This window comes from Roseibium sp. M-1, from assembly GCF_054515675.1.
Window position 1 is genome coordinate 6,341,782 of sequence record NZ_CM137257.1, and the last position, 26,918, is coordinate 6,368,699.

At 61.0% G+C, this 26,918-nt stretch carries 23 protein-coding genes and 1 riboswitch; of the genes, 16 read left to right on the forward strand and 7 right to left on the reverse strand.

What is annotated here, in order from left to right; translation table 11 throughout:
* Window positions 1–23: 23 nt before the first annotated feature.
* Window positions 24–1,346 (reverse strand): ROK family transcriptional regulator, encoded by a 1,323-nt coding sequence (locus tag ACX3M4_RS28590; RefSeq protein ID WP_459356317.1) that lies wholly within the window; start codon window positions 1,344–1,346, stop codon window positions 24–26.
* Between the two features lie 369 nt (window positions 1,347–1,715).
* On the opposite strand from ACX3M4_RS28590, the gene ade reads away from it, so the two are divergent.
* Complete coding sequence (gene ade, locus ACX3M4_RS28595) at window positions 1,716–3,437, forward strand: adenine deaminase (protein ID WP_459356318.1); 1,722 nt, start codon at window positions 1,716–1,718, stop codon at window positions 3,435–3,437.
* A gap of 9 nt (window positions 3,438–3,446) precedes the next feature.
* On the opposite strand, the gene ACX3M4_RS28600 is transcribed toward ade, so the two are convergent.
* The gene (locus ACX3M4_RS28600) at window positions 3,447–3,992 is read right to left on the reverse strand and encodes a DUF3592 domain-containing protein (protein ID WP_459356319.1); all 546 of its coding nucleotides are present in this window, start codon (window positions 3,990–3,992) and stop codon (window positions 3,447–3,449) included.
* 99 nt (window positions 3,993–4,091) lie between these two features.
* Between ACX3M4_RS28600 and ACX3M4_RS28605 the strand changes: the two genes are divergently transcribed.
* The gene (locus ACX3M4_RS28605; protein ID WP_459356320.1) at window positions 4,092–5,249 is read left to right on the forward strand and encodes an AAA family ATPase; all 1,158 of its coding nucleotides are present in this window, start codon (window positions 4,092–4,094) and stop codon (window positions 5,247–5,249) included.
* Window positions 5,250–5,550: 301 nt separating this feature from the next.
* Window positions 5,551–7,221, forward strand: coding sequence for a long-chain-fatty-acid--CoA ligase (locus ACX3M4_RS28610; protein WP_459356321.1), 1,671 nt, complete (start codon window positions 5,551–5,553; stop codon window positions 7,219–7,221).
* Between the two features lie 236 nt (window positions 7,222–7,457).
* On the opposite strand, the gene ACX3M4_RS28615 is transcribed toward ACX3M4_RS28610, so the two are convergent.
* Window positions 7,458–8,123 (reverse strand): helix-turn-helix transcriptional regulator, encoded by a 666-nt coding sequence (locus tag ACX3M4_RS28615; protein WP_459356322.1) that lies wholly within the window; start codon window positions 8,121–8,123, stop codon window positions 7,458–7,460.
* A 136-nt stretch (window positions 8,124–8,259) separates the two neighbouring features.
* On the opposite strand from ACX3M4_RS28615, the gene ACX3M4_RS28620 reads away from it, so the two are divergent.
* A complete protein-coding gene (locus ACX3M4_RS28620) occupies window positions 8,260–8,898 on the forward strand; it encodes a hypothetical protein (protein WP_459356323.1) in 639 nt (212 codons plus the stop codon).
* 39 nt (window positions 8,899–8,937) lie between these two features.
* Here the strand turns inward: ACX3M4_RS28620 and ACX3M4_RS28625 are convergent, their stop codons facing one another.
* Window positions 8,938–9,915: a DMT family transporter gene (locus tag ACX3M4_RS28625; RefSeq protein WP_459356324.1), complete on the reverse strand. Its 978-nt coding sequence runs from the start codon at window positions 9,913–9,915 to the stop codon at window positions 8,938–8,940.
* Window positions 9,916–10,102: 187 nt separating this feature from the next.
* Here ACX3M4_RS28625 and ACX3M4_RS28630 point away from each other — a divergent pair, with 187 nt between their 5' ends.
* The 7 genes from ACX3M4_RS28630 (at window position 10,103) to ACX3M4_RS28660 (ending at window position 18,818) form a co-directional block, all read left to right on the forward strand.
* Window positions 10,103–10,699, forward strand: a complete 597-nt coding sequence (locus tag ACX3M4_RS28630; RefSeq protein ID WP_459356325.1) for a VOC family protein — start codon at window positions 10,103–10,105, stop codon at window positions 10,697–10,699.
* 202 nt (window positions 10,700–10,901) lie between these two features.
* Entirely contained in the window at window positions 10,902–11,375 is a 474-nt protein-coding gene (locus ACX3M4_RS28635; RefSeq protein WP_459356326.1) for an ATP-dependent zinc protease family protein, read from the forward strand.
* An 88-nt stretch (window positions 11,376–11,463) separates the two neighbouring features.
* The gene (rimK, locus tag ACX3M4_RS28640; RefSeq protein ID WP_459356327.1) at window positions 11,464–12,369 is read left to right on the forward strand and encodes a 30S ribosomal protein S6--L-glutamate ligase; all 906 of its coding nucleotides are present in this window, start codon (window positions 11,464–11,466) and stop codon (window positions 12,367–12,369) included.
* Window positions 12,366–13,427, forward strand: a complete 1,062-nt coding sequence (locus ACX3M4_RS28645) for a succinylglutamate desuccinylase/aspartoacylase family protein (RefSeq protein ID WP_459356328.1) — start codon at window positions 12,366–12,368, stop codon at window positions 13,425–13,427. The genes rimK and ACX3M4_RS28645 overlap by 4 nt, the downstream gene beginning before the upstream one ends.
* Before the next feature lie 373 nt (window positions 13,428–13,800).
* Entirely contained in the window at window positions 13,801–16,098 is a 2,298-nt protein-coding gene (locus tag ACX3M4_RS28650; RefSeq protein WP_459356329.1) for a xanthine dehydrogenase family protein molybdopterin-binding subunit, read from the forward strand.
* Window positions 16,099–16,290: 192 nt separating this feature from the next.
* Complete coding sequence (sbmA, locus tag ACX3M4_RS28655) at window positions 16,291–17,550, forward strand: peptide antibiotic transporter SbmA (RefSeq protein ID WP_459356330.1); 1,260 nt, start codon at window positions 16,291–16,293, stop codon at window positions 17,548–17,550.
* Window positions 17,551–17,825: 275 nt separating this feature from the next.
* Window positions 17,826–18,818, forward strand: coding sequence for a DMT family transporter (locus tag ACX3M4_RS28660; protein ID WP_459356331.1), 993 nt, complete (start codon window positions 17,826–17,828; stop codon window positions 18,816–18,818).
* A gap of 95 nt (window positions 18,819–18,913) precedes the next feature.
* Here the strand turns inward: ACX3M4_RS28660 and ACX3M4_RS28665 are convergent, their stop codons facing one another.
* Together ACX3M4_RS28665 and ACX3M4_RS28670 are read right to left on the reverse strand one after the other, a co-directional pair.
* Entirely contained in the window at window positions 18,914–19,321 is a 408-nt protein-coding gene (locus tag ACX3M4_RS28665) for a hypothetical protein (protein WP_459356332.1), read from the reverse strand.
* Between the two features lie 43 nt (window positions 19,322–19,364).
* On the reverse strand, window positions 19,365–19,601 hold the full coding sequence (locus tag ACX3M4_RS28670) for an Lrp/AsnC ligand binding domain-containing protein (RefSeq protein WP_459356333.1): 237 nt from the start codon (window positions 19,599–19,601) through the stop codon (window positions 19,365–19,367).
* A 123-nt stretch (window positions 19,602–19,724) separates the two neighbouring features.
* A riboswitch (TPP riboswitch) is annotated at window positions 19,725–19,835 on the forward strand.
* A 68-nt stretch (window positions 19,836–19,903) separates the two neighbouring features.
* Here ACX3M4_RS28670 and thiM point away from each other — a divergent pair.
* The 5 genes from thiM to ACX3M4_RS28695 all read left to right on the forward strand — a co-directional run bounded on the left by thiM (window position 19,904) and on the right by ACX3M4_RS28695 (window position 25,583).
* Window positions 19,904–20,677 (forward strand): hydroxyethylthiazole kinase, encoded by a 774-nt coding sequence (gene thiM / locus ACX3M4_RS28675; protein ID WP_459356334.1) that lies wholly within the window; start codon window positions 19,904–19,906, stop codon window positions 20,675–20,677.
* A gap of 30 nt (window positions 20,678–20,707) precedes the next feature.
* Window positions 20,708–21,514: a bifunctional hydroxymethylpyrimidine kinase/phosphomethylpyrimidine kinase gene (gene thiD, locus ACX3M4_RS28680; protein ID WP_459356335.1), complete on the forward strand. Its 807-nt coding sequence runs from the start codon at window positions 20,708–20,710 to the stop codon at window positions 21,512–21,514.
* A 1-nt stretch (window position 21,515) separates the two neighbouring features.
* Window positions 21,516–22,625 (forward strand): TRAP transporter substrate-binding protein, encoded by a 1,110-nt coding sequence (locus ACX3M4_RS28685; RefSeq protein WP_459356336.1) that lies wholly within the window; start codon window positions 21,516–21,518, stop codon window positions 22,623–22,625.
* Window positions 22,626–23,252: 627 nt separating this feature from the next.
* Window positions 23,253–24,584 (forward strand): OmpP1/FadL family transporter, encoded by a 1,332-nt coding sequence (locus ACX3M4_RS28690; RefSeq protein WP_459356337.1) that lies wholly within the window; start codon window positions 23,253–23,255, stop codon window positions 24,582–24,584.
* Between the two features lie 336 nt (window positions 24,585–24,920).
* On the forward strand, window positions 24,921–25,583 hold the full coding sequence (locus ACX3M4_RS28695) for a DUF6915 family protein (RefSeq protein ID WP_459356338.1): 663 nt from the start codon (window positions 24,921–24,923) through the stop codon (window positions 25,581–25,583).
* A 16-nt stretch (window positions 25,584–25,599) separates the two neighbouring features.
* On the opposite strand, the gene ACX3M4_RS28700 is transcribed toward ACX3M4_RS28695, so the two are convergent.
* Entirely contained in the window at window positions 25,600–26,874 is a 1,275-nt protein-coding gene (locus ACX3M4_RS28700; protein WP_459356339.1) for a hypothetical protein, read from the reverse strand.
* Window positions 26,875–26,918 lie beyond the last annotated feature (44 nt).

Here is a 26,918-nt window from a genome sequence, read left to right on the forward strand (position 1 = left end):
GCGTTTTTCCTCCCTGGCCAAAGTCAGTTGGAACGGCTGGGTGCGGCCAGATGTGACCCCAACCGTGCTGCCCGTGCCGGAAAGCTGGCTCTGTCCTCCGAGCTGCCAGCCCCGGCGGGTCCGGTGTCTTTCCCGCCCGTCAGGATCGCGGCCCTGGGCGAGAAATTGAAGAATTGCGGCAGGCTCGCCGCGCCGATGGCGCCGGCGTCATGGCGGAAACTGCCGATTTCGATGTCCGGCGACTGCCGCTTCTCGGGCGCGGACCTTTCCACGGCTTCCTTGAGGGCGGCCCGGAAGGCCTCGGGGAAGGGGCCGCCGAGATCACCGTCGATCACGACCAGCGGCACATCGAGCAACGCGTAGGCGGAGCGCAGCGCCAGCCCCAGGGCTTCGGCGCAGTCCTTCATCCATTCGGTGTATTTCGGATCGCCCGCCTCGACAGCCGCCTGGAGATCCGTGCGGTTGAGGCTGGGGAAGTTCTCCGGCGACATGTGCCGGGCCAGAGCCACCAGCGACGCCCGAGCCAGCAAAAGGTCCCAGGCCTGGCGCGGTTTCGGCGCCGTGGAGAGCGTGCTGGGCGGCACCGGCATCATGGCGACGTCGCCGGCGTTGCCGGAAACACCGCGCACGACATCGCCCTTCAGGATCAGGCCGCCGCCGATGGCAGGCCCGAGAAACAGATAGAGGAAATCGTCGTTCTGGCGGCCGAAGCCGTAGAAGAGCTCGGCCACAGCAGCAGCCGTTCCGTCGTTCTCGCTGAAGACGGGAAGGTCGGTGGCCTTTTCCAGTGCCGATGCGAGGTCGTAATCCTCCCACTTCGCAAAATCGGCTTCCGGCAGGCCCAGTTCGTGCAGCCAGGCGCCGAGGTTGAAGGGCTGCGCGAGACCAATGCCGGTGATACGGCTCTGGTCCTCTTCGCTCAGGTGCTGGCGCAGCAGCGCCAGGTCACCGGTGAGGATTTCCATTGCCCTTTCGGGGGCAGGAAGGATCATGTCGTGCAGGCGGCGGGCGATGATCTGCCCGGAAAAATCCATCAGCACCGTTTCCATGTTCGTGCGGTCCAGCCGGACGCCGAAGGAAAAGGCACCACGCGGGGCAAGGCGCAGGATCGTGGCCGGCTGCCCGCGGCTGCCGTCGTGGCGCTTGCCCGCCTCGACGATCAGGCCTTCCTCGATGAGGTTCTGGATGATGGCGCCGATGGCAGCGTTGGTCAGCTGCACTGCGCGGGCGAGTTCAGCCTTGGAGGCTTCCCCGGCGCGCCGCAGGATCTGAAGCACGATGCGTTCGTTGTAACGCCGCAATTGCGCCGAATTCGAGCCGCGGCCGCTTTTGCGCGAGTCCTCCATCGTTTCCATCCTCCCCAGGATACGGCTTATTCCGCCCGCCTTTTCGAAACGGTTCAGAATAATTTAGTTTGATGAAATTATTCGCCTATGTACCCCGTCTGTCAATCGCAATTTGTTTTGCAATGCAGGGATTCGGTGTTGTCATGCGGTAAGATGCTGCGCAACAACACGAAAAAATTTGCGGCCTTTCGGCAACAAATAGGCCGGATCCGGCCGCTGTCCAGCGAATGACGGTCACCTGCCAGTTCCTGCCAAACCGGCGAAGGTTCAGCTTCCCGCTGCAATTCATTCTACCACACGTTCGTGAAACCGTTGCTGCGGCACGCAAGTTTCGTATTGTCGGAACGAGACAGAGAATCGGAGATAAAAATGCCGGCAAGACACGACGAAGCGTTTCTGAAACGGGCGATTGCCACCGGAGCGGGGGAGAGCCCAGCCGACCTTGTGATCAAGGATGTGCGCCTTTTCAGCGTCGTCGACGGTTCGACGACGGAAACGGATATCGCCATCGTCGGTGACCGGATCGTCGGGACGCACGGAAGCTATGACGGGGCGGAAACCATTGACGGTGCCGGTCTGACCGCAGTGCCCGGCTTTATCGACACGCATCTTCATGTGGAATCCTCCCTCGTCACGCCTTTCGAGTTCGACCGCTGCGTGCTGCCGCACGGGGTGACGACCGCGATCTGCGATCCGCACGAGATTGCCAACGTGCTCGGCGCCGAGGGCATCCGCTATTTCCTCGACAGCTCGCTTGAAACGGTGATGGACCTTCGGGTGAACCTTTCCTCCTGCGTCCCGGCAACGGCCTTCGAGACAGCCGGTGCCCGGCTGGAAATCGAGGATCTTCTGCCGTACCGGGATCATCCGAGCGTCATCGGCCTTGCGGAATTCATGAATTTCCCCGGCGTGCTTGCCTGCGACCCGAAGGTTCTTGCCAAGCTCGCCGCCTTTCAGGACGGCCATATCGACGGCCATGCACCGCTGCTTTCGGGCCTCGGTCTCAACGGCTATCTCGCGGCCGGCATCCGCACCGACCACGAGGCGACGACGGCGGAAGAGGCGCTGGAAAAACTTGCCAAGGGCATGACGATCCTGATGCGGGAAGGCTCCGTTTCGAAGGATCTGGAGGCGCTGGCGCCGATCCTGACGCCGGACGTCTCCGCGTTCGTTGCGCTTTGCACCGACGACCGCAATCCGCTCGACATTGCCGAGGAAGGTCATCTCGACAGCATGATCCGGCGGCTGATCGCCAGGGGCATCCGCCCGCTCGATGCCTACCGGGCCGCGAGCTGGTCGGCGGCCAATGCCTTCGGGCTCAGGGACCGCGGCGTCATCGCCCCCGGCAAGCGGGCGGATATCGCGCTCCTGAGCGATTTCGGCGATTGCCGGGTCGCAAAGGTCCTCTGCGGCGGTGTTCTGGCGAGCGACGAAGCCTTTGCCAGGAGAACCGTCGTGCCGCCGGTGGGCCTCGACAGCGTTCATGTCGGCCCGGTCACAGCGGCGAAATTCGACATTCCGGCGCGCAACAGCGAGGCGGACGTCATCGGCGTGGTTCCGGGAAAGATCATCACCGAACACCTGAAGCGCACCCTGCCGGTCACCGGCGGCAAGACGCTGGCCGATCTGACCCAGGACGTCCTGAAGGTTGCCGTTGTCGAACGCCACAAGGGCACCGGCAATATCGGCCTCGGCTTCGTCAACGGGTTCGGCATGAAGCGCGGGGCGATCGCCTCCTCGGTCGGCCATGACAGCCACAATATCTGCGTTGTCGGTGCTGAGGAGGAGGCGATGGCCCACGCGGTCAACCGGGTGATTGCGATGAAGGGCGGTTTCGCCGTTGCCGACAAGGATGGCGTGAAGGCCGAACTGGCGCTGCCGCTGGCCGGCCTCATGAGCCTGGAGCCGTTCGAGACGGTGAGGGAAGAGCTGGAAGTGCTTCGGGCGGCGGCCAGGGATCTCGGCTGTACGCTTGCCGAACCCTTCCTGCAGGTGGCCTTCCTGCCGCTGCCGGTGATCCCGCATCTGAAGATCACCGATTTCGGCGTCTTCGATGTGAACAGGTTCGAGCTGGTGGATCAGGGGAGTTGATGCTTCCCCTTAGTACCGGCGCATGTTCCGCCGGAAGCCCAGCCAGGCGACGGCCTTGTCGTAGCTGAAGATCACGAGAAAGCCGCCGATTGCCAGCGCCCAGAGCATGATCCGGCTGTCGAGAGCGAAGTCCGACAGGTGGTCGGCCGGATAGGCGATGCGCGGGTTGAGAGGCAGATAGGTCACCGGCAAGGTGCTGCCCGCCGGTTTGCCGGACATATCGTCCGGAAGCGTGACCGTCATTAGGAGGGGCTGGTCGGGGTCGGGTGCGTAGGAAATATGAAGTCTTTCGCCATGCACCCAGGTTCTGGAGTTCTTCAGGAAGTTGCGCGGGTTCTCGCGCTTGCGGGCCTGCTGGCCGGAGGCGCTGTCCGGCGCATGTTCCAGCGACAGCACGGTTCCGGTCGTACGCTCGCCAAAATTTTCAAGCAGCCAGTATTTCAGCGCGCCGTCGTGATGCAGGTAGATGGTGACCGAAACGGCCAGCATGGCGAAGAAGAGGATCGCGAGAATGAGCGCGTGGCTATCTTCCGCCGCTTCCTTGGGATTATACATGGTGCTGAACTCTCCCCTGGGTCGAACAGAGGTCTGTCATTCGCAAGTGCAATTTTGCCAAATTTGCATTGAATTTTCCATAGTCGATCAGGTTTTTCGATGATCCTCACGCTTGCCGTTTCCGGCTACCGTTCCCTTAGAGACATTGTCTTGCCGCTCGACCGGATCACCCTTGTGACCGGTGCCAATGGCAGCGGCAAATCGAGCCTTTACCGCTCGATCCGGCTGCTGGCCGAGGTTGCCCAGGGGCAGGCCATCGCCTCGCTGGCCGCCGAAGGCGGGCTCAACTCCACGCTGTGGGCGGGACCGGAAGCCTTTTCCCGGGCGATGAAAGCAGGTGAGGTGCCGGTTCAGGGAACCGTGCGCAAGGGCGTCGTCAGCCTGAAGCTCGGTTTTGCCGACGAGGATTACGGCTATGCCATCGATCTCGGCCTGCCGGCCGACGCCGGCAGCTCGTTCTTTTCCATGGATCCGGAAATCAAGGCCGAGGTGCTGTGGGCGGGCGAGGCCCTGTCGCGCTCCAACGAGATCGCCGGACGCAACGGGCCGATGGTGCGAGTCTTGAACAGCCAGGGCCAGCGTATGCCGGTTGTCCAGAACCTTGCCCGTTTCGACAGCATGATGACCCACGCTGCCGACCCGAAGGACGGGTTGGAGCTCTTGGTGATGCGTGAGCGGATGCGTGCCTGGCGGTTCTACGATCACTTGCGCACCGACCGGGACGCGCCGGCGAGATTTCCGAAGATCGGCACGCGAACGCCGGTTCTCAGCGGCGATGGCGGGGATCTGGCAGCCGCGCTGCAGACCATCATGGAAATCGGTGACGAACTGGCCCTGCAAGACGCCATCGACGATGCGTTTCCGGGCGCTACAATCCGGATCTCCGTCAATGACGGCTATTTCGAATTGCTGATGCAGCAGAAGGGGTTGCTGCGCGAACTCAGGGCAAGCGAACTTTCCGACGGCACCTTGCGCTATCTCCTTTTGACGGCAGCGCTGCTGTCGCCGCGCCCGGCGCCGCTCATTGTCCTGAACGAACCGGAGACCAGCCTGCATCCGGCGCTGCTGCAGCCGCTTGCCAGGCTGATTGCGACAGCGGCCGAAAAGACCCAGGTGATCGTCGTCTCCCATGCCGACGAACTGGTCTGCGAACTTGCCGTCGAGCGTGGTTGTGTGCGCTACGATCTGCGCAAGGAACTTGGGGAAACGGTTGTGGATAGCGCTGATACACCTCGCTGGGACTGGCCAAAGAGATAATCCGCGTCATTTCGCAGTGCGGGCATAAGTTTTTGATTTTCGGCGCCTATTGCCATCCGCACCGTCTCGCTTATCTTTAATCCCAAGCTGCCCGAGCGGAAAAAAATGATCGGGTGTCGTTACGTCGCGAGTTGACGTGAACGGAAGGTTGCGTCATGTCAGGAGTAGCCCAGAGAGGTGACGCCTCATTGGCGGCCGGGACCTGAGGGGGAAGATGTCCGCATTCGGGAGGATCGTTTGCGGAACTGTCAGGTTGTAGGCCCGCCCGCGCAGTGGAGCGGAAAACGCGTTGGAGAACGTTATGACGACTGCGGAGGAGTGGAACGCGGCGTTCAAGCCCCGTCCAGTACACGAGTATCTTGAGACCACTGTTGCCGAGTTCGGCACACGGCCGGCCTGTGATTTCATGGGCAAGACCTGGACCTACGCGGAAATCGGGGCCCTTGTGGACCGCACCGCAGCCGGTCTTCAGGCCATGGGCGTCGGGCCGGGCGTGAATGTCGGCCTTTGCCTGCCCAACACGCCCTATTACACCATCTTCTATTTTGCGATCCTGAAAATCGGCGCCACGGTCGCCAACTTCAATCCGCTCTATGTAGAGCGTGAAATCGCCTTCCAGGCACGCGATGCAGACGTGCGCATCATGGTCACCATGGATCTGAAGGTGATCTACGACAAGGTCGAGGAGGTCCGGAAGGAAAAGATCCTCGACAAGATCATCGTCTGCCCGATGAGCTTCTGCCTGCCGACGGTCAAGAAGGTTCTGTTCAGTCTTTTCAAGCGCAAGGAAATGGCCGATATCCCGCACGATGCGGCTCATATCCGCTTCGACGATCTGCAGACAAAGGGGTCCGCACCGAAGCCGGTCAAGATCGACGTCGCCGACGACATTGCCGTCCTGCAGTATACCGGCGGCACCACGGGCGTTCCGAAAGGTGCGATGCTGACGCACAGAAACCTTGCCGCCAATATCGAACAGATGCGCTGCATCTTCGAAAAGGCGAAGCCGGGTGAGGAGCGGATGCTGTGCGTGCTGCCTTTCTTCCATGTGTTCGCAATGACGGTTGCCCAGAACCTGTCGGTCATCCTCGGCGCCGAAATGGTGCTGCAGCCGCGTTTCGAACTGAAGGCGCTGCTGGATGCGATCAAGCGCAAGAAGGTGACGCTTTTCCCCGGCGTGCCGACGATCTACACGGCCATCAACAATTCGCCTATGACGAAGAACTACGATCTCACCAGTATCCGGCTGTGCCTTTCCGGCGGCGCGCCGTTGCCGGTGGAAGTGAAGGAAAGCTTCGAGAAGATCACCGGCTGCGTTCTGGTGGAAGGCTACGGCCTGACGGAATCTTCGCCCGTTGCGGCCGTCAATCCGCTCGACGACAGCCGCCGGGCCGGGTCCATCGGCCGCCTGGCTCCGGGCACGACGGCCCGCTTCGTCAGCATAGAGGACCGCAAGACCGAGGTTGCTTCGGGCGAGAAGGGCGAGTTGCTGCTGCATGGCCCGCAGATCATGAAGGGCTACTGGAAGCGGGACGACGCAACGGCCGAATCCATCACCGAGGACGGCTACCTCCACACCGGTGATGTCGGCTACCAGGATCCGGACGGTTTCATCTATCTGGTCGACCGCATCAAGGACCTGATCCTGTGCTCGGGCTACAATGTCTATCCGCGCATGATCGAGGAAGCGATCTACCAGCATGAGGCCGTCGACGAGACCATCGTCATCGCCGTGCCGGACGAATACCGCGGCCAGAGCCCGAAGGCCTTCATCAAGCTGAAGGAAGGCCATTCGCTGACGGCAGCCGACATGAAGACCTTCCTGAAGGATCATCTGTCCGCAATTGAAATGCCGCGGGAGATCGAGTTCCGCGACGAGCTGCCCAAGACCATGGTTGGCAAATTGTCGAAGAAGGAGCTGGTCGAGGAAGAAGCCCGCAAGCGGGCCATGGCCGAGGCCAAGAGCGCATAAGTTAAAAAAACGAGGCGCTTCCGACCGGGGCGCTTCGTCCTGAATGAGCATTCCTACCCCTCCACCGTCATCCCGGCCAAGCGAAGCGCGAGCCGGGACCGGGGAGGCGAAAGAGTCGGGTTCAAGGATCTTAACGAAAAGCCCGGGCTCTCCGGTCCCGGATCTTCGCTTCGCTGCGTCCGGGATGACGACGATAGAGGTGGGTGTACGGCACTGAAGAACGCATACCGCTCCCCCTATAGCGTCCTGATATAGTCCTGAAATTCCTTGCCCTTTTCCCTGGCGAAGCGCTCCGGCGTCACCTCGTGCGCTTCTATCCGGTCAAGGCGGAAGTTGCGGAAGTCGTCGCGCATTTCGCACCAGGCCGTCAGCACCCAGACGCTTTCGAACGCAGTCAGGCCGAGGGGGCGGACCACGCGGTCACTCGCCTTGCCGTTGGTGTCGCGATAGGTCAGGCGGGTTTTTCGCCGGTCGCGGATCGCGGCACGGAGCGGGGTCAGGGCCTCATGGCCTTCCGCGGACGAGGCTTTGCCGACGGCCAGAAGCGGGCGGTCGAGCGGGCGGCCGCTGTCGGAGAGCACCGCGCCGATCTTGCCGAGCACCCGCTCGGCCGCCTCTCGCATGGCCGTGTCGCCACGGGCCTTCACCATGCGGATGCCGAGCAGCATGACGTCCAGCTCGTCCGGGTCGAACTGCATCGGCGGCAGGAAGTAGCCGCGCTCGATGACATAGCCCACGCCGCCTTCGCCGGGGATCGGAGCGCCCATTGCCTTGAGCGTCGCCATGTCGCGATAAACCGTGCGTTCGGTCACGTTCAAGAGCTCTGCCAGCGTGGCTGCGGCAACCGGACCGCGCCGGCTGCGCAGAATGTCGAGGATCGAAAACAGCCGGATCGTGCGCATGAACTGGACTTCCCTTTCCTGCCGGCGGGGTTTTGGGACCCCGTGCGTTCTGCCGCCAGTCTTGCATAATCCCCTGACAGAAACTGTCTCTGTCCGCTTCTATAGATCTCGCAGCAGAACCGCGAAAGGACATTCCATGCTGCGAAAAGATCTTGGACCGCTGACCGTCATGGGCTTTGCCCGCTACCAGGCAAAGGAGGGCGTCGAAGTGCCGGACCTGATTGCCGCCGCGCGTGCCTGGCAGAAGGAGTTCCTCGCCCGCCAGCCCGGCATTGCCATGCATTGCTTTCTGGGCAATTCGAAAGGCCACTATGCTGACGCCATCCTGGCGACCGGCGGGGAGGCCTTCGCCGCGATGGCGGAAGCGCATATGCAGGCACCAAGCTCCCGGGCCTTCATGGAGTTGCTGCAGGTGGATACGATCCGCCTTTGCCAGAATGCCTTGATGACGCCGCTCACCGTCGTGCCTGAAGGATTTGCCGCCATCGAATTCGGAACGTTCCGGCCGAAGGCGGGGAACGGGTTTTCGGAAGAGGCGCTGATGGCCGCGTCGGATCGGGTGGAGAGCGGTTTTCTTGCCCATCACCCGGAAAGCCGCGTTCACGTGATGGCCCGGGCCGGGGAGGAAACCTATTCGGAGATCTGTTTCGTGGAGAGCGAAGGCGCTGCCCGGGAAATCTGCGGCGGCTACCTCAGCAGCGAAGCTTGTGCGCCGCTGCTCGCGCTGTTCGATCCGGACAGTGTCGATCTCGACTTCTGGCACGTTTTGGCCTGAGCGAGGTACCCACGGCCTGCAGCTCCGGCCTGCAGGCCGTCAGCTGTTGTATCCCCGGCCATCGGCCGCCCGGGCAAGCTCGCGGCCGCGCTTAGCTTCGCGGCGGACGGTGTAGATCGAGGCGGCGATGATGACCGCGGCACCGATCAGGGTTTCGATGCGCGGCCACTGGCTGAAGACCAGCGCGCCGAAGATGGTGGCGTAAAGAAGCCGCGTATAGTCGAGCGAAGCGATGGCCGTTGCCTCTCCCGCCTTGAAGGCGCGGATATTGGCCATCTGGGCGGCCCACGAAATGATGCCGATTGCCAGCAGCAATCCCCATTGCTGCAGTGTCGGTGCCTGCCAGGTGAGAATGGCCGGGATCAGCATCAGGATGCCGACGCCGAAGGCCTGATAGGTGAGGATGGTCACCGGCGCATCCGTGCGCGTCAGCATGCGTACCACGATCATCACCATGCCGGCGCAGGCAGCGCCCGCGATGGCGAGCAGGGCGTAGGGATCGACAAGCCCGTCGCCGTCCGGACGCAGCATCAGGACGACGCCGAGAAAGCCGACGATCGTCGCGCCCCAACGGTGAATGCCGACGGTCTCGCCCAGCAGCCAGATGGCGAAAATGGTGATGAAGAAGGTCTTGGAGAAGCTGATCGCGGTCGCATCGGCCAGCGGCAGTTCGATCACGGCGGTGAAACCGCAGAGCATGGCGGTGGTGGCGAAGACAATACGGGTCAGCTGCAGGCCCGGCCGCTTGGTCGCCAGGGAACTCGGCAGGCCGCTCAGGATTTTCGGTGCGACGATGCACAGCATGATCGCCTGTCGGACGAGCAGGATCTGGAACACGGTCAGGTCCTTGCCGAGAAGTTTGATCAGCGTGACCATGATCGAAAACAGGAACGCTGCCAGCAGGATCCAGAGCGCGCCAATAGTGTTGGAGGGCAGGGTCTCCGTCAGGTTGGTCAGCTTGCGCTGAAGACGGTGACCCGCCGACGAAGGCGCCGGGTCTTTGTTGGGCATGTCCATGGTCTCATCCTTGCCGGGGGCATGCGAATGCGGCGGCTCAAGGGGCCGGAGCATGGGGAGGACTCAGATAGAGGGTCGATCGTTGCAGTTGAAACAAGCCTAGAGCTTTTCGCCGGGAAGGGAAGGGGGCAGCGATTGCATTTGCTTGGGGATGGTTCCAGACTGACCTGATCGGGAGGCCGGAAACATGCAGAAGATCCAGGTTCAGGGTATTCACCACATCACCCTTGTCGGCGCCGACCGGCAGACCTCCATCGATTTCTGGGAAGGGCTGCTCGGCATGCCTTTCGTCTTCGAGCAGCCGAACCTGGACGACCCCAACCAGAGCCATCTCTATTTCGACCCGGGCGACGGACGCCTGATCACGATCTTCACCAACGAGGACCGCAAGCCGGACCCGGAGCCCGCGCCGCAGACCATCGGCTGTGTGCACCATCTGGCGCTTGCCGTTTCGCAGGCGACTTTCCGCCAGACCGTTGCCCGGCTCGACGAGCGGGGGATCCATCACAGTGGCCCGAAAGACCGGGGCTTCATGGATTCGATCTATTTCCGCGACCCGCTCGGGCTCCTGATCGAGCTGGCGAGCTACCGCTTCGTGCCGCCCGAAGGGGTGGCGATGGGTGAAGTCATGCTGGAAGCGCACAAGATCCGGGTTGCCCGCGGCGACTACAATATCCAGGAGGTTCACCTGGCCGATGCCATCGAGCGCCTGACGCTGGCAACACGGGGCAGCCTCTCAGAAGACCGGTCGCCCAGGAACCCCTATTCGGACAGCAAGGACTGAGGAAACAAGGCGGCCGCTTGGTCATGCCCGTGCGGCCGATTGATTTGGCTTGCGCGTTGCCTTGAATCGTGATGATGAGCGGCGCCGGAGTTTTACGGGCTGGCGGGCATCTGCAACCGAGTTGCACCGCCCGGCGGGCCATGCAATGCTCGAATTGAATTGATTGGATGAGGTCCCGGTAGGGGCGCCAGGGTTTCATTGGATGACAAGGGCAAAAAAGGGGCGTCCCTTATCGGCCGCGGATATTATCGGCTGGCGTGAGATCGTGAGCCTACCCGAACTCGGCGTATTCGACATGCGCGCCAAGATCGATACCGGTGCGCGCACCTCGGCGCTTCACGCCGAGGACCAGGAAGTGTTTCAGCGCGACGGGAGGACCTGGGTTCGCTTCCGCGTTCCGGCCTCGCGCCACCACAGCGATTACCGGGCGGAAGTCCCCGTCCTGGATCAACGCGACATTAAAAATACGAGTGGCGTACCGGAAACGCGCATTGTCATTCGCACATTACTTCATCTTGGAAATCATCACTGGCATGTGGATGTTTCGCTCGCTGACCGGAGCAACATGGGCTTCGACATGATCCTGGGGAGAACGGCCATCCGCCGGCACAACGTGCTGGTGGACGCGGGCCGCTCGTTCCTGGCCGGGAAGCCCGCCGCGGCAATAAAACATTAGACCGGCCCGGAGCCGGACAGAACAATCACTGGATAAGCGGTGCTAAGACACCGACCGGACTAAGGCTGAGACCGAGGGACTTGAGTCAATGAAGATTGCAATGCTGGCGCGGAATGCCGAGCTCTATTCGCACAAGCGTCTGAAGGAAGCCGCGGAAGAGCGCGGGCACCAGCTCGATATCATCAACACGCTGCGCTGTTACATGAATATCGCCTCGCGGCGGCCGGAGATCTATTACAACGGCAGCAAGCTGACCGGTTACGATGCGGTCATCCCGAGGATCGGGGCGTCGGTCACCTTCTACGGTCTCGCCGTGTTGCGCCAGTTCGAGATGATGGGCGTCTACCCGGTGAATGAATCGGTTGCGATCGGACGCTCGCGCGACAAGCTGCGCTCCATGCAACTGCTCGCCCGTGACGGCATCGGCCTGCCCGTCACCACCTTCGCGCACGATCCGAAAATGACGGAAGAGGTGCTGCGCACAGCTGGCGGTGCGCCGCTGGTGATCAAGCTGCTGGAAGGCACGCAAGGCATCGGGGTGGTTCTTGCCGATACGGAACGGTCCGCCAAATCGGTCATCGAGGCTTTCCGTGGTGCCAACGTCAACATCCTGGTGCAGGAATTCATCAAGGAAGCCGGCGGCACGGATATCCGCGCCCTGGTGGTCGGCGGCAAGGTGATCGCGGCGATGAAACGGACCGGGGCCGAAGGCGAGTTCCGTTCCAATCTCCATCGGGGTGGCAGCGCGGCGTCGGTCAAGATCTCGCCGGAGGAACGCTCCACTGCCATCCGCGCGGCCAAGACGATGGGTCTCAATGTCTGCGGCGTCGACATGCTGCGCTCCAACCACGGTGCGGTGGTTATGGAGGTCAACTCCTCGCCTGGCCTGGAAGGCGTTGAAAAGGCGACGGGGATTGATGTTGCCGGCAAAATCATCGACTTTATCGCCAAGAATGCCCAGGAGGGCAAAACCAAGACGAAGGGGCGCGGTTGAGCAGCAAGGTCAAACCATTCCAGATCGGCGAACATTCGCTCGCTCCAGGGACGCGGCGCACCATTGACCTGCCGGTCAGCGTGCTGTCCGACCATACCCCTGTCACCATGTCCGTCCACGTGCTGCACGGCGCCAAGCCAGGCCCGGTCATGTTCGTCAGCGCGGCAGTTCATGGCGACGAGGTCATCGGTGTGGAGATCGCCCGGCGCGTGCTGAAGGCGCCGCAGCTGGAGGCACAGGAACTGGGCAAACTGAAGGGCACGCTGATGGTCATCCCGATCGTAAATGCCTTCGGCTTCCTCAACCATTCGCGCTACCTGCCGGACCGTCGCGACCTCAACCGGTCCTTCCCCGGCAGCCAGCGTGGCTCCCTGGCCGGACGGCTGGCGCACCTCTTCATGAGCGAGATCGTCAACCGGGCCGATTACGGTATCGACCTGCATTCGGCGGCAATCCACCGGACCAACCTGCCGCAGATCCGCGTCTCGCCCTCCAGGCCCGATACGATGTCGCTTGCCCGCGCCTTCGGCGCACCGGTGATCCTGACCTCCAAGGTGCGCGACGGATCCTTGCGCGAAGCCGCCCAGCTCAAGGGGTCGGACGTTCTGGTGTTCGAGGCGGGCGAAGGCCTGCGTTTCGACGAAATGGCGATCCGCGCCGGTGTTTCCGGCATCCTCAGGGTCATGCGTGCCTTGAAGATGGTCGGTTCCAAGGGCATCACCCGGCCAAAGGCGCGCTCTATCCTCAGCAAATCGAGCTATTGGGTCCGTGCCCCCGCGGGCGGCCTGCTGAGGCCGTTCAAGTCGATCGGCGATGTGGTCGAGCCGGGCATGCTGCTCGGCATCACCTCAGACCCCTTCGGCGAGAAAGAGCGCAATGTGGTGGCCGGACAGAGCGGACTGATCGTCGGCCGTACCAACCTGCCCATCGTCAACGAAGGCGACGGCCTCTTCCACATTGCCGAGGTGAGCGAGCGTTACGACGCGGAAACCACCCTCGACAGCCTCGCCTCGCAACTGGAAGCCGACCCGCTCTTCGACGAGGATGAAATCATCTAGTTGCGGGTCTTGGAGACCTTGGTCACCAGGGCTGGATGTTCGACCTTGCCGCAACCTCCACCTCATCCTGAGGAGGACCGAAGGTCCGTCTCGAAGGATGGGCTGCTTGTCCGGGTGTTTGCCGCCGATCCTTCGAGACGGCCTGTCGGCCTCCTCAGGATGAGGTCGAGTGTGTGGAAGTGGTTTGAAGGGCGGTTGGAGAGACTGACCTGATGAGAGATGGTCCAAGGACGGCGAAAAACTCTTGTGCCGCACCGATTAACCGCTGCCTCTGGCCTCGGCGGCGTTCAGGTACTATGTTGAAGGTCAACCGGCGCTCCCGGCGCATGGGCATTTCCCGGGGAAGCTCTTCCCAAACTACAGGTCCAGACAGATGAACCAGATGATCACTCCGAAATTCGGTGTCGGCGCCCCATTGCGCCGCAAGGAAGATGAGACGCTCATCACGGGCAAGGGCCTCTATACGGCGGACTACGTGCCGGAAGGCAGCCTCACCGGGGTCATGGTCCGCTCCGCCATGGCGCATGCGAAAATCGCTCTGCCCAACGTAGACGATATCCGTGCGATGGACGGGGTGCATCTGGTGCTGACCGGAGCCGAGCTGGAAGGCCGCAAGATGCCCTGCCGGGCGCGGCCGCCGCAGATCGACGGCAGCGCTTTCCCTGTTCCCGAGCAGCCGGTTCTGTGTCTCGATGAAGTGCGTTACGTGGGCGACGCCATTGCCTTCGTCGTCGCGGACAATGCGGAAACCGCAAAGAACGCGGCCGAAATGCTGGAGGTGGACTATGAGCCTCTGGATGTCGTTGTCGGCATCGACAACGCATTGGCTCCGGATGCGGTCAAGGTCTGGCCCGGCTTCGACAGCAATGTCGCATTCACCTACGGCCAGGGCGACCAGGCCAAGACCGATGCCGCTTTCGCCAGCGCCGCGAAGGTCGTCGCCATCGATGTCGTCAACAACCGCATCGTCGCCAATTACATGGAGCTGCGCGGCTGCGTTGCCGAGTTCGATGCGGCGAGCGAGCGCTTCAAGCTGACGGTAGGCACCCAGGGCGGTCATGGCCTGCGGGATGTCATCTGCAGCATTCTGGATCTGGAGCAGGACAAACTGCGGATCATCACGCCGGAAGTCGGCGGCGGTTTCGGCACCAAGATGTTCTGCTACCGGGAATATCCGCTGACGCTGGTTGCCGCGCGCGAACTCGGCCGGCCGGTGCGCTGGATCGGCGAGCGCATGGATCATTTCGTCACCGACGCCCATGGCCGCGACAACATCTCCCATGCGGAACTGGCGCTCGATACCGACAACCGCATCCTGGGTCTGAAGGTGCATGTGAAAGCGGCGATGGGCGCCTATCTGCATCAGTTCGGCCCGTTCATTCCCTTTGTCGGCACATCCATGTCCTCCGGGCTCTATGACATTCCGGCCGTCTTCGCGAAGGTCGAGGGCGTCTACATGCACACCGTTCCGCTCGATGCCTTCCGTGGTGCCGGCCGTCCGGAAGCGGCCTATCTGATCGAGCGGCTGATCGACAAGGCGGGTGAGGAAACCGGCCTCGGCCCGGTCGAAATCCGCAAGCGCAATTTCATCAGGCAGGACCAGCTCCCCTACACGACCCAGACAGGGCGCATGTACGATACCGGCGATTTCGCCGGTCATCTCGACAAGGCGCTGGAGGTTGCCGGCTGGGATGGCTTCCCGGCCCGCCAGGCGGAAAGCGCGAAGCAGGGCAAATACCGCGGTATCGGCATCTGCTCCTATATCGAGGCCTGCGCCTTTGCCGGCAGCGAGGAAGCAACACTCGAACTGAACGACAAGGGCAGCCTGACGCTGCTGATCGGCACACAGACAAACGGTCAGGGTCATGCCACGGCCTACAGCCAGGTGGTCGCCGAGCAGTTCGGCGTAACCATTGAAGACGTCGACGTCATCCAGGGCGACACCGATCGGGTGCGCAAGGGTGGCGGTACGGGCGGCTCACGCTCCATCCCCATCGGCCTTCCTTCCGTGCGCGATGCCAGCGTCGCCCTGGTCAAGAAGGTCAAGGAACTGGCGGCCGACAGGCTGGAAGCCGGGATAGAGGATCTTGAACTGGAAAGCGGCGTCGTCCGCGTCGTCGGCACCGACCAGCAGGTGACGCTGGCCGAAATCGTCGCCGGGGCAGGGGAGACGCTCTCTGCGCGCGAGGAGGTCAAGCAGTCGGAAAACACCTATCCGAACGGCACCCATGTCTGTGAGGTCGAGGTGGATCCTGACACCGGCGATGTTGCTATTCTCAACTATGTGATCGTCGACGATTTCGGTGTCACCGTGAACCCGCTGCTGCTGGCCGGTCAGGTGCATGGCGGGGCCGCCTCCGCGCTCAGCCAGGCCTTGTGCGAACAGACGATCTACGACGAGGACGGCCAGTTGTTGACTGCCTCGCTCCTGGATTACCGCATGATCCGCGCGGCGGACCTGCCGGATATCCATTTCGAGACCCGCAACATTCCCTCCACCACCAATGCCATGGGCATCAAGGGCGCGGGCGAGGCCGGTACCATCGGCGGCTGCGCTTCTGTGATGAACGCCGTCCAGCAGGCGCTTAAGGACGGGGCCGGGGTCACTGATCTGATCGACATGCCGGCAACGCCGCTGAAGGTCTGGGAAACGATCAGGGCAGCAGGATAGCCTGAGACTTGCCAGGGCGCTCTTCGGGGCGCCTTTCGCTTGGCCCGCATTTCTTGCGCATTGGCAACAGTTCTCGCAGGAATGTGTCTGTGGTTTGTTTCAAATAATCGTATGAATTGGCCGGTTCTTGCCGCAATCTAGCGGTTCAAAGATGTGAGCGTTTCCTTCAGATTCAGAAACAGGATCCTCCCGTTGTTTCAGTCCTTCTTTCCCAGTCCGAAATTGTTTTTCGGTTCCGCCGCCATCTGGTCATTGATAGCCGTGCTTTCGTGGTACGGCTTTGCGAGCGGGCTCGGGGAGACGTTTGGGTTCGGCGCACCGCTGGAGGGACCGCCACCGATCAATCTCACCTATTTCATCACGCCAGACTTTCTGTGGTTCTACGCCTATTACGCCTTCGTGACGCTGGTTTTTTGCGGGTTCTGGTGGGTCTTTACCCGAAACCATCGTTGGTACTGGTGGTCTGTCTGCGGTTCCTCGCTGATCATCTTCATCACCTACTTCTCGGTGCAGGTTTCCGTTGCCATCAACAACTGGCGCCGGCCGTTCGGCGACACGCTGCAGAACGCGCTTGAGGGCGACAAGGGGGTGGTCGCCTCGGACTTCTACGTTCTGATGCTGATGTTCGCGCAGATTGCCGGCCTGTCCATGCTGGTTTACGTGATGAACCGGTTTTTCGTCAGCCACTATATCTTCCGCTGGCGCACAGCGATGAACGACTATTACGTCGCCAAGTGGACGAATGTCCGGCATATCGAGGGTGCTTCGCAGCGTATCCAGGAGGACACGATGCGGTTCGCATCGATCATGGAAGGGCTCGGCGTCTCGATGATCGACGCGGTCATGACGCTCATCGCCTTCCTGCCGGTCCTGTTCAGTTTGTCGAGCTATGTCTCCACCTTGCCCATCGTCGGCGAGATTCCGGCACCCCTGTTCACCGCGGCAATTCTCTGGTCGCTCTTTGGCACGGTTCTTCTGGCGGTCGTTGGGATCAAGCTCCCGGGGCTTGAGTTCCACAACCAGCGTGTCGAGGCCGCGTATCGTAAGGAACTCGTCTATGGCGAGGACCACGAGCACAGAGCGCAGCCGCTCACCCTGGTGGAACTGTTCGGAAATGTCCGCAAAAACTATTTCCGCCTGTATTTCCACTACCTCTATTTCAATCTCGCCCGAGGCTTCTACATCCAGGCGGATAACCTCTTCACCTACTTCATCCTGGTCCCGACGATCGTAGCAGGAACCATCACCTACGGGATCGTGCAGCAGATCCTGACCGCCTTCGGCCAGGTGTCGAACTCGTTCCAGTATCTGGTGAACTCCTGGTCGACCATCATCGAACTCCTGTCGATCTATAAACGCCTCAAGGGCTTTGAGGTCTCTATCGCAGAGCGGGAGAAGATGTCGCCGGAAGAACTGGCGAAAATCCTGACAGCGAAGGAAGCTCAGCTCTGATGTTGTGTCCTGTCACAGGGCGCGACTGACAATCTGCTGTCCGGGTCCATCGGGCAGCACTCTTTCAGGAACGAATGCAGCTGTTTTGCCGTTCCTGGTACCTTGCGACGGCCCCTCTTTTCGATCCCGTCCGCAGCCATCGCCGATGCGGACCATGTTTCGATCCGCGACACCCTTTCGGGCCTGTCAGCCTGAAGATACCCGCGGTTTTTTGAACCGGTTTGCCGTGGGACAAGTCTTTGAAAATGCCGGACCTGGAAAGAGTTAGGGCGTTCTTGAGCCTGAAATCCCGTACCGCCACCCCGCCGGCTTCCACAGGCATGACCCGGCAAGCCCCTCTCATCGGCATATCCCTGAAAGTTGCCTCGACGCTCGTCTTTTTCGTCATGGCGACGGCGTTGAAGATTGCGGCGGAGGTGGTGCCGATCGGGGAACTGGTCTTTGCGCGGAATTTCTTCGGCCTGTTTCCGGTGTTGCTGATGGTTGCCATGCGCGGCGAACTCGGCCTCGCCTTCCGCACCAAAAATCCCGTCGGCCACCTGACCCGGGCCAGCGTCGGGCTGACGGCAATGGTCTGCGGCTTCACCGCGCTGCACCTGCTGCCGCTGCCGGATGCAACGGCCATCGGCTTTGCCTCGCCGCTCTTCGTGGTGGTGCTGGCCTTCTTCCTGCTGAAGGAGCCTGTGAGGATCTTCCGCTGGAGCGCGGTCGCAATCGGCTTTGTCGGCATCCTTGTGGTGCTGTCGCCTCATCTGGGGGATACCGAACTCGACAACGCCTCCCTGATCGGAGCGCTGGTCGGCCTCACGGGGGCGGGATTTGCGGCGCTGGCCATGATCACCGTGCGCAAGCTCTGCGAAACGGAACGGACCTCCACCATCGTCACCTGGTTCGCGGGGGCTTCCTCCGTGCTGGCGCTGCTGACATGGCCGCTCGGTCTGTTGCTGCCGGGCCAGGCCTGGATCGTGCCTGATTTGCCTACGGCCGGCCTGCTTTTGCTGATAGGCCTTGCCGGCGGCGTCGGCCAGATCCTGATGACCCAGAGCTACCGCTATGCAGATGCTTCCACCATTGCGCCGTTCGACTATGTGAACATGCTCTGGGCGATCATCGTCGGCTGGGTGGTGTTCGACGAAATGCCGGTTCCGGCCGTGGTGCTCGGCGCAATGATCGTCATCGCCGCCGGCATCTTCGTCATCTACCGCGAACACAAGCTCGGCCTTGACCGCACCAAGGCCCGCCGGGCGTCGACACCGTCGCGCTCGTAAGGATTCTCTTCAATCCCTCCACCGTCATTCCGGATCGGCGCGCAGCGTTGCTGCGCTTGTCCGGAATGACGGCCAGGGAAGATTTCACGGGACCATTACTGCGGCTTGTACTCGAACCGCTCCACGGCGCTCTTAGTGCCGTCCTTGAAGATCAGCTGCACGCTGAACGACTGGGTCGAACCGGCGGGGCGTTCCAGATAGGGTTTGTCCTTCAGCACCGCGTTCGGATTGTCCGGATCGCAGGGCTCCAGCTGCCATTCCTGGTCGATCGGGCCGTCATTGACGCCATAGAAGACGTAGTCGATGCCGCATTTCCAGGATTCCAGGTGCGTGAAATAGACCAGCTCCTGACCCTCCCAGTCCCGGAAGGCAATCCAGTTCGCCTTGGTGAGGTCCAGGATCTGCTTGATCTGTTCCGGCGGCATGCCCTGGGCCGAAGCCGGGGCACCGAGCGGCGCGAACGCAAGGGCGAGGCAAAGCGTGGCGGAATGAAAAAGGCGCATGAGACCTCCAGAAATGCGGGACCCGAGCGAGGGGGCGGAGGCTTCAGAAAGCCTTGAAGGTGATGATGGTCTTGGTGTCCTGAATGCCGTCGATCGGATGCACCTTCTCGTTGACGAAATGGCCGATATCCGCGCCGTCCTCGACATAGAACTTGACGAGCAGGTCGTAGTCGCCGGAGGTGGAATAGACCTCGGAGGCGATTTCCGCATCGGCAATGGCGCTTGCAACCTGGTAGGTCTTGCCCAGCTGGCATTTGATCATCACGAAAAACGGTACCATGGGGCGCTCCGGGCGGTTGGCGATTGCAATTGGTGCCCTTGGACATCGCCTATCTCGGCTCCCCAGTCAATTGCCGAGGCCTTCCCCACCCTTGCAATCCGGAACCAGCCTTGTTAGCAGTCGATTGTCTCATGGGGGTGCCCGGCCATTCAGGACCGGGCTGAGAGGCGGCCTGCCAACTCCTTGAACCTGATCCGGCTGATACCGGCGGAGGGATTTGAGATCATGATAAATGTCTGCAGGGCCCTGTTGCGGCAAAACGCCATTGCTGACCTTCCGGTCTTGCCGGAAAGAGGCACGGCATGACGCTGACCGTTGCCGCATCCACGATGCCGCTGCAGCCCGAGACGGTGTTCGAGCGGCTGGAACGCGTGCGGGAAAAGGCCCCGCGGGTCCATGCGATCACCAACGCGGTCGCCCAGAACTTCACCGCCAATGTGCTGCTCGCCCTTGGGGCCGTCCCGTCGATGACGCTGGCGGCGGAAGAGGTTGCAGGCTTTGCCGCCAGCGCCGGCGCGCTGCTTGTCAACCTGGGAACGCTTGACGGTACCAGGCGGCAGGCGATTCCGGTCGCCATGGATGCGGCCCGCAAGGCTGGCCGCCCGATTGCCATCGATCCGGTTTTTGTCGACCGCTCGCCGCTGCGCTGCGCCTATGCGCGCGATCTGCTGGCTGCAGGACCGGATCTTGTCCGGCTGAACCGGCCGGAAATGGACGCGCTGTTTGCGGACAGGAGTGCGGCCGAAGAGCTGATTGCCTCCGGGACCGTTTTCGCGGTCACTGGCGACGAGGACAAGATCGAAAGCCGGGGTGAGGACTATCGCCTGCAGAACGGTCATCCGCTGATGGGCCGGGTGACGGCGACAGGCTGCGCCGGCGGTGCCGTTCTTGCGGCTTTCACTTGCGTGGAAGACGACACGGCACTTGCCGCTGCCTGCGGCCTGTCGGTTTTCAACATTGCCGGGGAGATCGCGGCGGAGCGGGCCGGCGGGCCAGGCAGTTTCGTGCCGGAACTGCTGGACACCCTCTACAGCCTCAGCCTGGGCGACATCGAACTTCGTCTCAAGACCGCCTGACCGGCAACAGCATTACACGAGGAGATCTTCATGACCGCAATTGCGGTGACCATTGCAGGATCGGATTCCGGCGGCGGTGCCGGTATCCAGGCCGACCTCAAGACCTTTTCCGCCAACGGCGTTTACGGCGCCAGCGTCCTGACCGCACTGACGGCACAGAACACTCTTGGCGTCAGCGCCATTCACGATGTGCCGCCGGAGTTCGTGCGTGCGCAGATGGATGCGGTCTATTCGGACCTCGGCGTGACGGCGACCAAGATCGGCATGCTCTCCCGCGTTGAAACGATCGAGGCCGTGGCCGGCGGACTGAAAGCCAACGCCACCGGTCCGGTGGTGCTCGACCCGGTGATGGTGGCCGCCTCCGGCGATCCCCTGCTCGCCGCGAGCGCCGTCGACGGACTGATCTCCATCCTGGTGCCGCTTGCCGACATCATCACGCCGAACCTGCACGAGGCGGCACGCATGCTGAAGTCCGGGATCGCGACAGGCGAAACCGAGATGCATGCCCAGGCGGAGCGGTTGCTGGGGCTTGGTGCCAGGGCGGTCCTTCTGAAGGGCGGTCACGGTGAGGGCAAGGATAGCGCCGATCTCTTCCTGGACGGTGAGGGGAACGCGGTCTGGCTCAGGGCCGAGCGTCTTGCGACGGCCAACACCCACGGCACGGGTTGCACGCTTTCCTCGGCGATCGCGGCGGGCCTTGCAAAGCGAGAAGGCCTCGAGGCGGCTGTCCGCAATGCCAAGAGCTATATCCAGTCGGCCATCGCGACTGCCGATACGCTGCAGATCGGTGCTGGTCATGGCCCGGTCCACCACTTTCACGCCTTCTGGAGCAGATGAGATGAGCGACCAGACGAGACCGGGCTCCCGTCCGATCAGCCGCAGGAACCTGCTTGGCGCTTCCGTGGCTGCAGCCGGTACCGCATCCCTTGCCGCGCCGGCTCTGGCGCAAGGGGAGGCGACGCTGGAATGGAAGATGGTGACCTCATGGCCGAAGAACCTGCCGGGGCCGGGCGTGACCGCGCAAAGGATCGCCGACCGGATTGAACTTATGTCCGGCGGCCGGTTGCGCGTGCGCCTCTATGCGGCGGGTGAACTTGTGCCGGCGCTGGGCGTCTTCGAGGCCGTCTCCGCGGGAACCGCCCAGATGGGACACAGCGCCTCGTTCTTCTGGCAGGGCAAGGTCCCGGCGGCGGTCTTTTTCACCGCCACGCCCTTTGGCCTGCTGCCGCATGAACATATCGCCTGGATCGAACAGGGCGGCGGCCAGGCACTCTGGGACGAGCTTTACGAACCCTTCGGGCTGAAACCTGTGATGGCCGGTAACACCGGCGTCCAGATGGGCGGCTGGTTCAAGCGCGAGATAAACGGCCTTGAGGATCTGAATGGTCTGAAGATCCGCATGCCGGGCCTGGGCGGTGAAGTGATGCGGCGGCTTGGCGCGACGCCGCTCAGTCTGCCGCCTGGTGAATTGTTCCAGGCGCTCGACAGCGGCGTTCTCGATGCGGCTGAATTCCTCGGTCCATGGTCGGACCGGGCGATGGGGTTCCAGAAGGCCGCGAAATCATACTACACACCAGGATTTCACGAACCGAACGGCACCGGTGAGGCGATCTTCAACCAGGTCGCACTTGAAGGCCTGCCGGAAGACCTGAGAGCGATCGTCCTGGAAGCCTGCCGGGCGGAAAACGGTCGGGCTCTTGCCGAAAGCGACTGGGAGAACGCAGGTGCTCTCCAGGTGCTGCAGCAAGAGGACGGCGTGACGGTCAGACCCTATCCGGACGCGGTTCTTGCTGCCCTGCGGGACACCGCGTCTGAAGTCCTCGCGGAATTTGCCGCACAGGACGACCTCAGCCAGCGCATCCACGACAGCCAGCAGGCGGCGCGCGCGCGTCTGGCACCCTGGAGCGAGGTTGCCATGCGCCGGTTCCTGAGCGCACGGGACGGTTAATTCCAAAGGCGGTCAGATGAGTGATCGTCAACACTCTTTGGTATCAGGCCACAACCGGAACGCGGCATGGCGAGCGTTCGGCGACAGGGTTCGTAGCCCATTGCCGCGTGAAACACGGCAATGGTGTTCTGGAAAGAGCTGCAACCTGACTTTCCGTTTGCCCGACTTCCTGACAGTTCAGGGGGGGGAGCGATGCGCGTTCCAGCGCTGCTTCCCCTGAACAACAGAACATTCCCTTAGGTGATCTCATCAGCCATTTTACGGAGGGAGATCAATGAGTTTGTCCTACATATCCCCCGTATTCCCTTAGGAAACCTGTGGTAAAGCCGCAACGATCCTCACTTAATTTACGTTATCGGAAACTGACATTTGGTTTGCCTATTTTTTGGGCAAACGGGTGAAAGTGTGTCGGTGGCATGACGAAATGCGACCAATCCTGACACTTTTGAGGTGAATGGCGCGCAATCGCAGAAATACGGTGCTTAAACTGCTGCGATTTTGCATTGCAGCATGAAAAAAAGCGGCGAACCCGGCGTTATTATTGAGTTGAAACGGACCCCGATCTCCGAGAACTCTGTCATCAGTTGTCATGATTCATCCGGTGGCTAGGGGATGGGAGGAAACTCAATGCCGTGGGCAAACAACAAAACGATACTATTTACGACTACCGCGATCGCTCTATCTCTGGTTGCAGGTGCTGCACATGCGGGCGGTTTCGCTCTGCGTGAGCAGAGCGCCTACTACCAGGGCATGTCTTTCGCGGGTAACGGCACGACGAGCGACAGCATTTCGTCGATGTTCTGGAACCCGGCGACCCTGACGGCGGCGGGCCATGGGATTACGTCCGAGTCTCACAGCGCGTTCATCGTGCCCCAGTCGACCATCGACGGCACCTTCACCCCGTCCGGTACGGTAAACGCGTTGACGGGCGGTTTTGGTGCCAGCTCGGTGAGCAGCGGCGACATTGCGTCTGACGCGTGGATCCCGGCGACCTACCTTAGCTACGGGCTGAACGAGAACTGGTATTTCGGCCTTGCGATCAACACGCCGTTCGGCCTGTCGACGAAGCCGGACCAGTCATGGGCGGGACAATACTATTCCCGTTCCTCGGAAGTCTTCTCGGTCAATGCCAATCCGGTTGTCGCCTACAAGTTCAACGAGATGTTCTCCGTTGCTCTCGGGCTTCAGGCGCAATACCTGCAGGTACGGTTGAAGTCGGCTTATCCGCTCAGCGCGTCTCTTACCTCGACCATTCCCAGCACTGAAGTGAAGGGTGGAAGTCTCGGCTTCGGTGCCACCGCCGGTGTGACCATCAAGCCGTTCGAGGGAACGGAATTCGGCGTCGGTTTCCGGTCTGCGGTTTTCCACGAACTGGAAGGTCATTTCACCAATCCCAACTCCGTGCCGCTGGTAGGCGTCTCGTCAAGCCGGACCGGCATCAAGACCAATGTCATCATGCCTGAAATGGTGACGCTTTCCGCCAAGCAGCGCATTACCGACAAGATCCGTGTTCTGGGTACGGTCGAATGGACCAACTGGAGCCGTCTCGGTACAGCAAAGCTGACGGCAACAGATGGCACGACCACCAACCCCACGGGCCTGCCGGATCTTCACTTCAACTATGAAGACGGCTGGTTCTTCGCTCTCGGCGGCGAGTATGACTGGAACGAGCAGGTCACCCTGCGCGCCGGTGTCGGTTATGAACTGTCGCCGATCGACGACGAAATCCGGTCGACCCGTCTTCCGGACAACGACCGTCTCTGGCTGTCTGCCGGCGCAAGCTGGAAGCCGACCGAGCACCTGGCCTTCGACGTCGGCGTTTCTCACCTGATCCCGGCCGATACCGAGATCAACATCGTTCCGGGGCACCAGGACTACAACGCCAATATCGGCACCTATACCGGGGAAGTTGACAGCCAGGTCAGCATCTTCTCCGCTTCGCTGCGCTATAAGTTCTGATCTCATCGAGCTTGGACACTGCAACAGAAAAGGCCGGGGCATTGCTCCGGCCTTTTGGCGCTTGGAAATCGGTAGCCGCTAATTGCTGCGGCTATCTCCTTGATTGAAATGTCTTTGCCACAGAGGTCTCACGGCTCTTCTTACAAGCCTGGAGACGTCAAAAACGCATTCTGAGAGGTTGTGGCAGCATGCGATGAATAATAAGGACTTAGCCGCAGGGAGCGTGTAGCTCTGCGGGTTCATTGTCTTGTTCAGAGGCAGGAATTCTTGGGAATTATGTCGTCTTGGACCATCCTTGACAGACAAAACAGCGGGCGAGTCGAAAGACGCATTTTCATGAGACCTTGGCGACACGCAAAATCAAGTGCCGGTAAGGACCGGGACTGGCAGCTCGATCTGCCAATTCACGAGTTTTTGGACATGACCAAGATGGGATGCGCCGACCGGCGGCATCGCGTTGTCCTTCATCACAGCGATCTTGGAGCCGCAATAGCGCAACTTGCCTTCCCGGACCGGCATGCCGACATACCTTCGATTGTCGAACAGCATATCCGGGAAGACATGGGTGTGACCTGTTCTCTGGCAGACTGGTTTGAACATATCGAACTAGAAAGGCTGCCTTCCGTCTTGCCGCGCCGCCTCTTGTCGGGGAAAGAAGGCGTAGTCCGGATGATTGCTCAACCGCTGCCGCACCCGGTGCACCAAGCTGTCGAGGAGGTGGTGGACTTTCTCTACTTGCCCTCCCGGTTTGTCGCCGAACCTATTGAGAAAACTGTTTCCATACTGATGAATTCGATCGGGCTTTTTCTCGTGCGGCGGGTATTTGGACCGCCGGTGGAGGTGAGGGACAGCTGTTTCGGGCAAACCTGTGTCATCGACCATGGATGGATCGCCGAAGCCGTGATTTTTTCAATGTTTGGTCGAATTCCAGACCTGAGAGAAGTCGTCCAAGCAGTCAGGTCGGAGCCCGGTGAAGGACAAAGACCGCCGAACATTTGAAATCAGGCAGGTTGAGTTAACCCTCGCTCGCGGGGGAGAAATAGAGGGTCTCGATTTCTGCGGCGCTCAAAACGCCTTCCGGCACGAGCTGTCCATCAAGCAGTCTGAACAGCGAAAAGCCGCGTGTGAACAGGACATCCTTGGGCGTGACCTTCAGGTACAGTTGATCATAGTCCTCAATGGGTGAGGAAAATGCGGCTGAAAATAGAGCTTTCAACTCTGCCTTTGGCGATTGTTGATATTTTTGCTTCAACGCTGCATCAAGGATTTTGCCCAAGTCCTGAATAATATCTGGCGCAGGTTCAAGGGTGGCAGCTGTGCGTTTTTTGATCTCCGGATCCCAATTGTAAGAGCGTAAACTGGAACATGGGAACCTGTTGCCTGCAAAGTGGATCTCGCTGCGTACTCTGAAGAACTGATCACGGCTCTTGCCCAGAAAATAGGTTACAGGTTCTGAAGTGCACTTTCTGAGCTGGTTTGCAAGATCTTCGAACAACTGTGAAATCTGAGTGCGGGCTGTTTGTTCCTGGGGGGTGAGAGATGCATCTCTGCCCGGAAGGAACCAGTTTCTGATGGCACTGGACAGTCTTTCGATAGCGTTGATGTTGATGTCGGTAAAACCGGCCGATGGGGTTCCGGCTATCGTCATGGGGCCCCCCCTGTAGAGGTCATGCGGGAGCGCAACTTGCGCAAAGTGAAACAGAGATCCTTCATCCGGCAAATGCCAGATCTCGGCCTTGTAGTTATATCGATCCTGTCCGGTGGAGGCCGTCGGTTCTTTGATGGTCCGGCCACGAACCAGCCAGACGCCACCGTGAAACAAATAAACACCAAGCGCTGAAAACCCTCTCGATGAGAAAGCTTTTTCAGACAGTTCTCGCCAATCGGTTTTCTCCAGATCGCTGATGAGGTTTTGCATCCGTATTGGAAGTGGATTTTCGAAGGCTGCACCTACCTCAACCATCTCTTCGTCGGGCGTGCCGTGAACTGCTGAAGCTTTTTCGGATATTCCAACGAAATCCTGGACCTTCAGTTTCTCCATATTCGTCCGGTCATCGTTCTTGCCGAACTTGTGTAGTGCAGACCAATAGGAAGGGGCTGAGTGGTCCCCCTTTCTGGTATCAACCTGAACTTTGGCCCAATAGTCGCCGTGAATTCGACCGAGATCGCCGTGGGCAATGGCCGGTTCATTTCCCAGCTCGACAAGATTTCCACCAGCCTTGCGGACAATCTCGGCAAGCCTGTCCGCGGCATACGGATCAATCACGGTTTCTTCGATAAATCGTGGCATTTGATTTCTGTCTCAAGACCGGTGCTTCTGAAATTCTGCGGTCA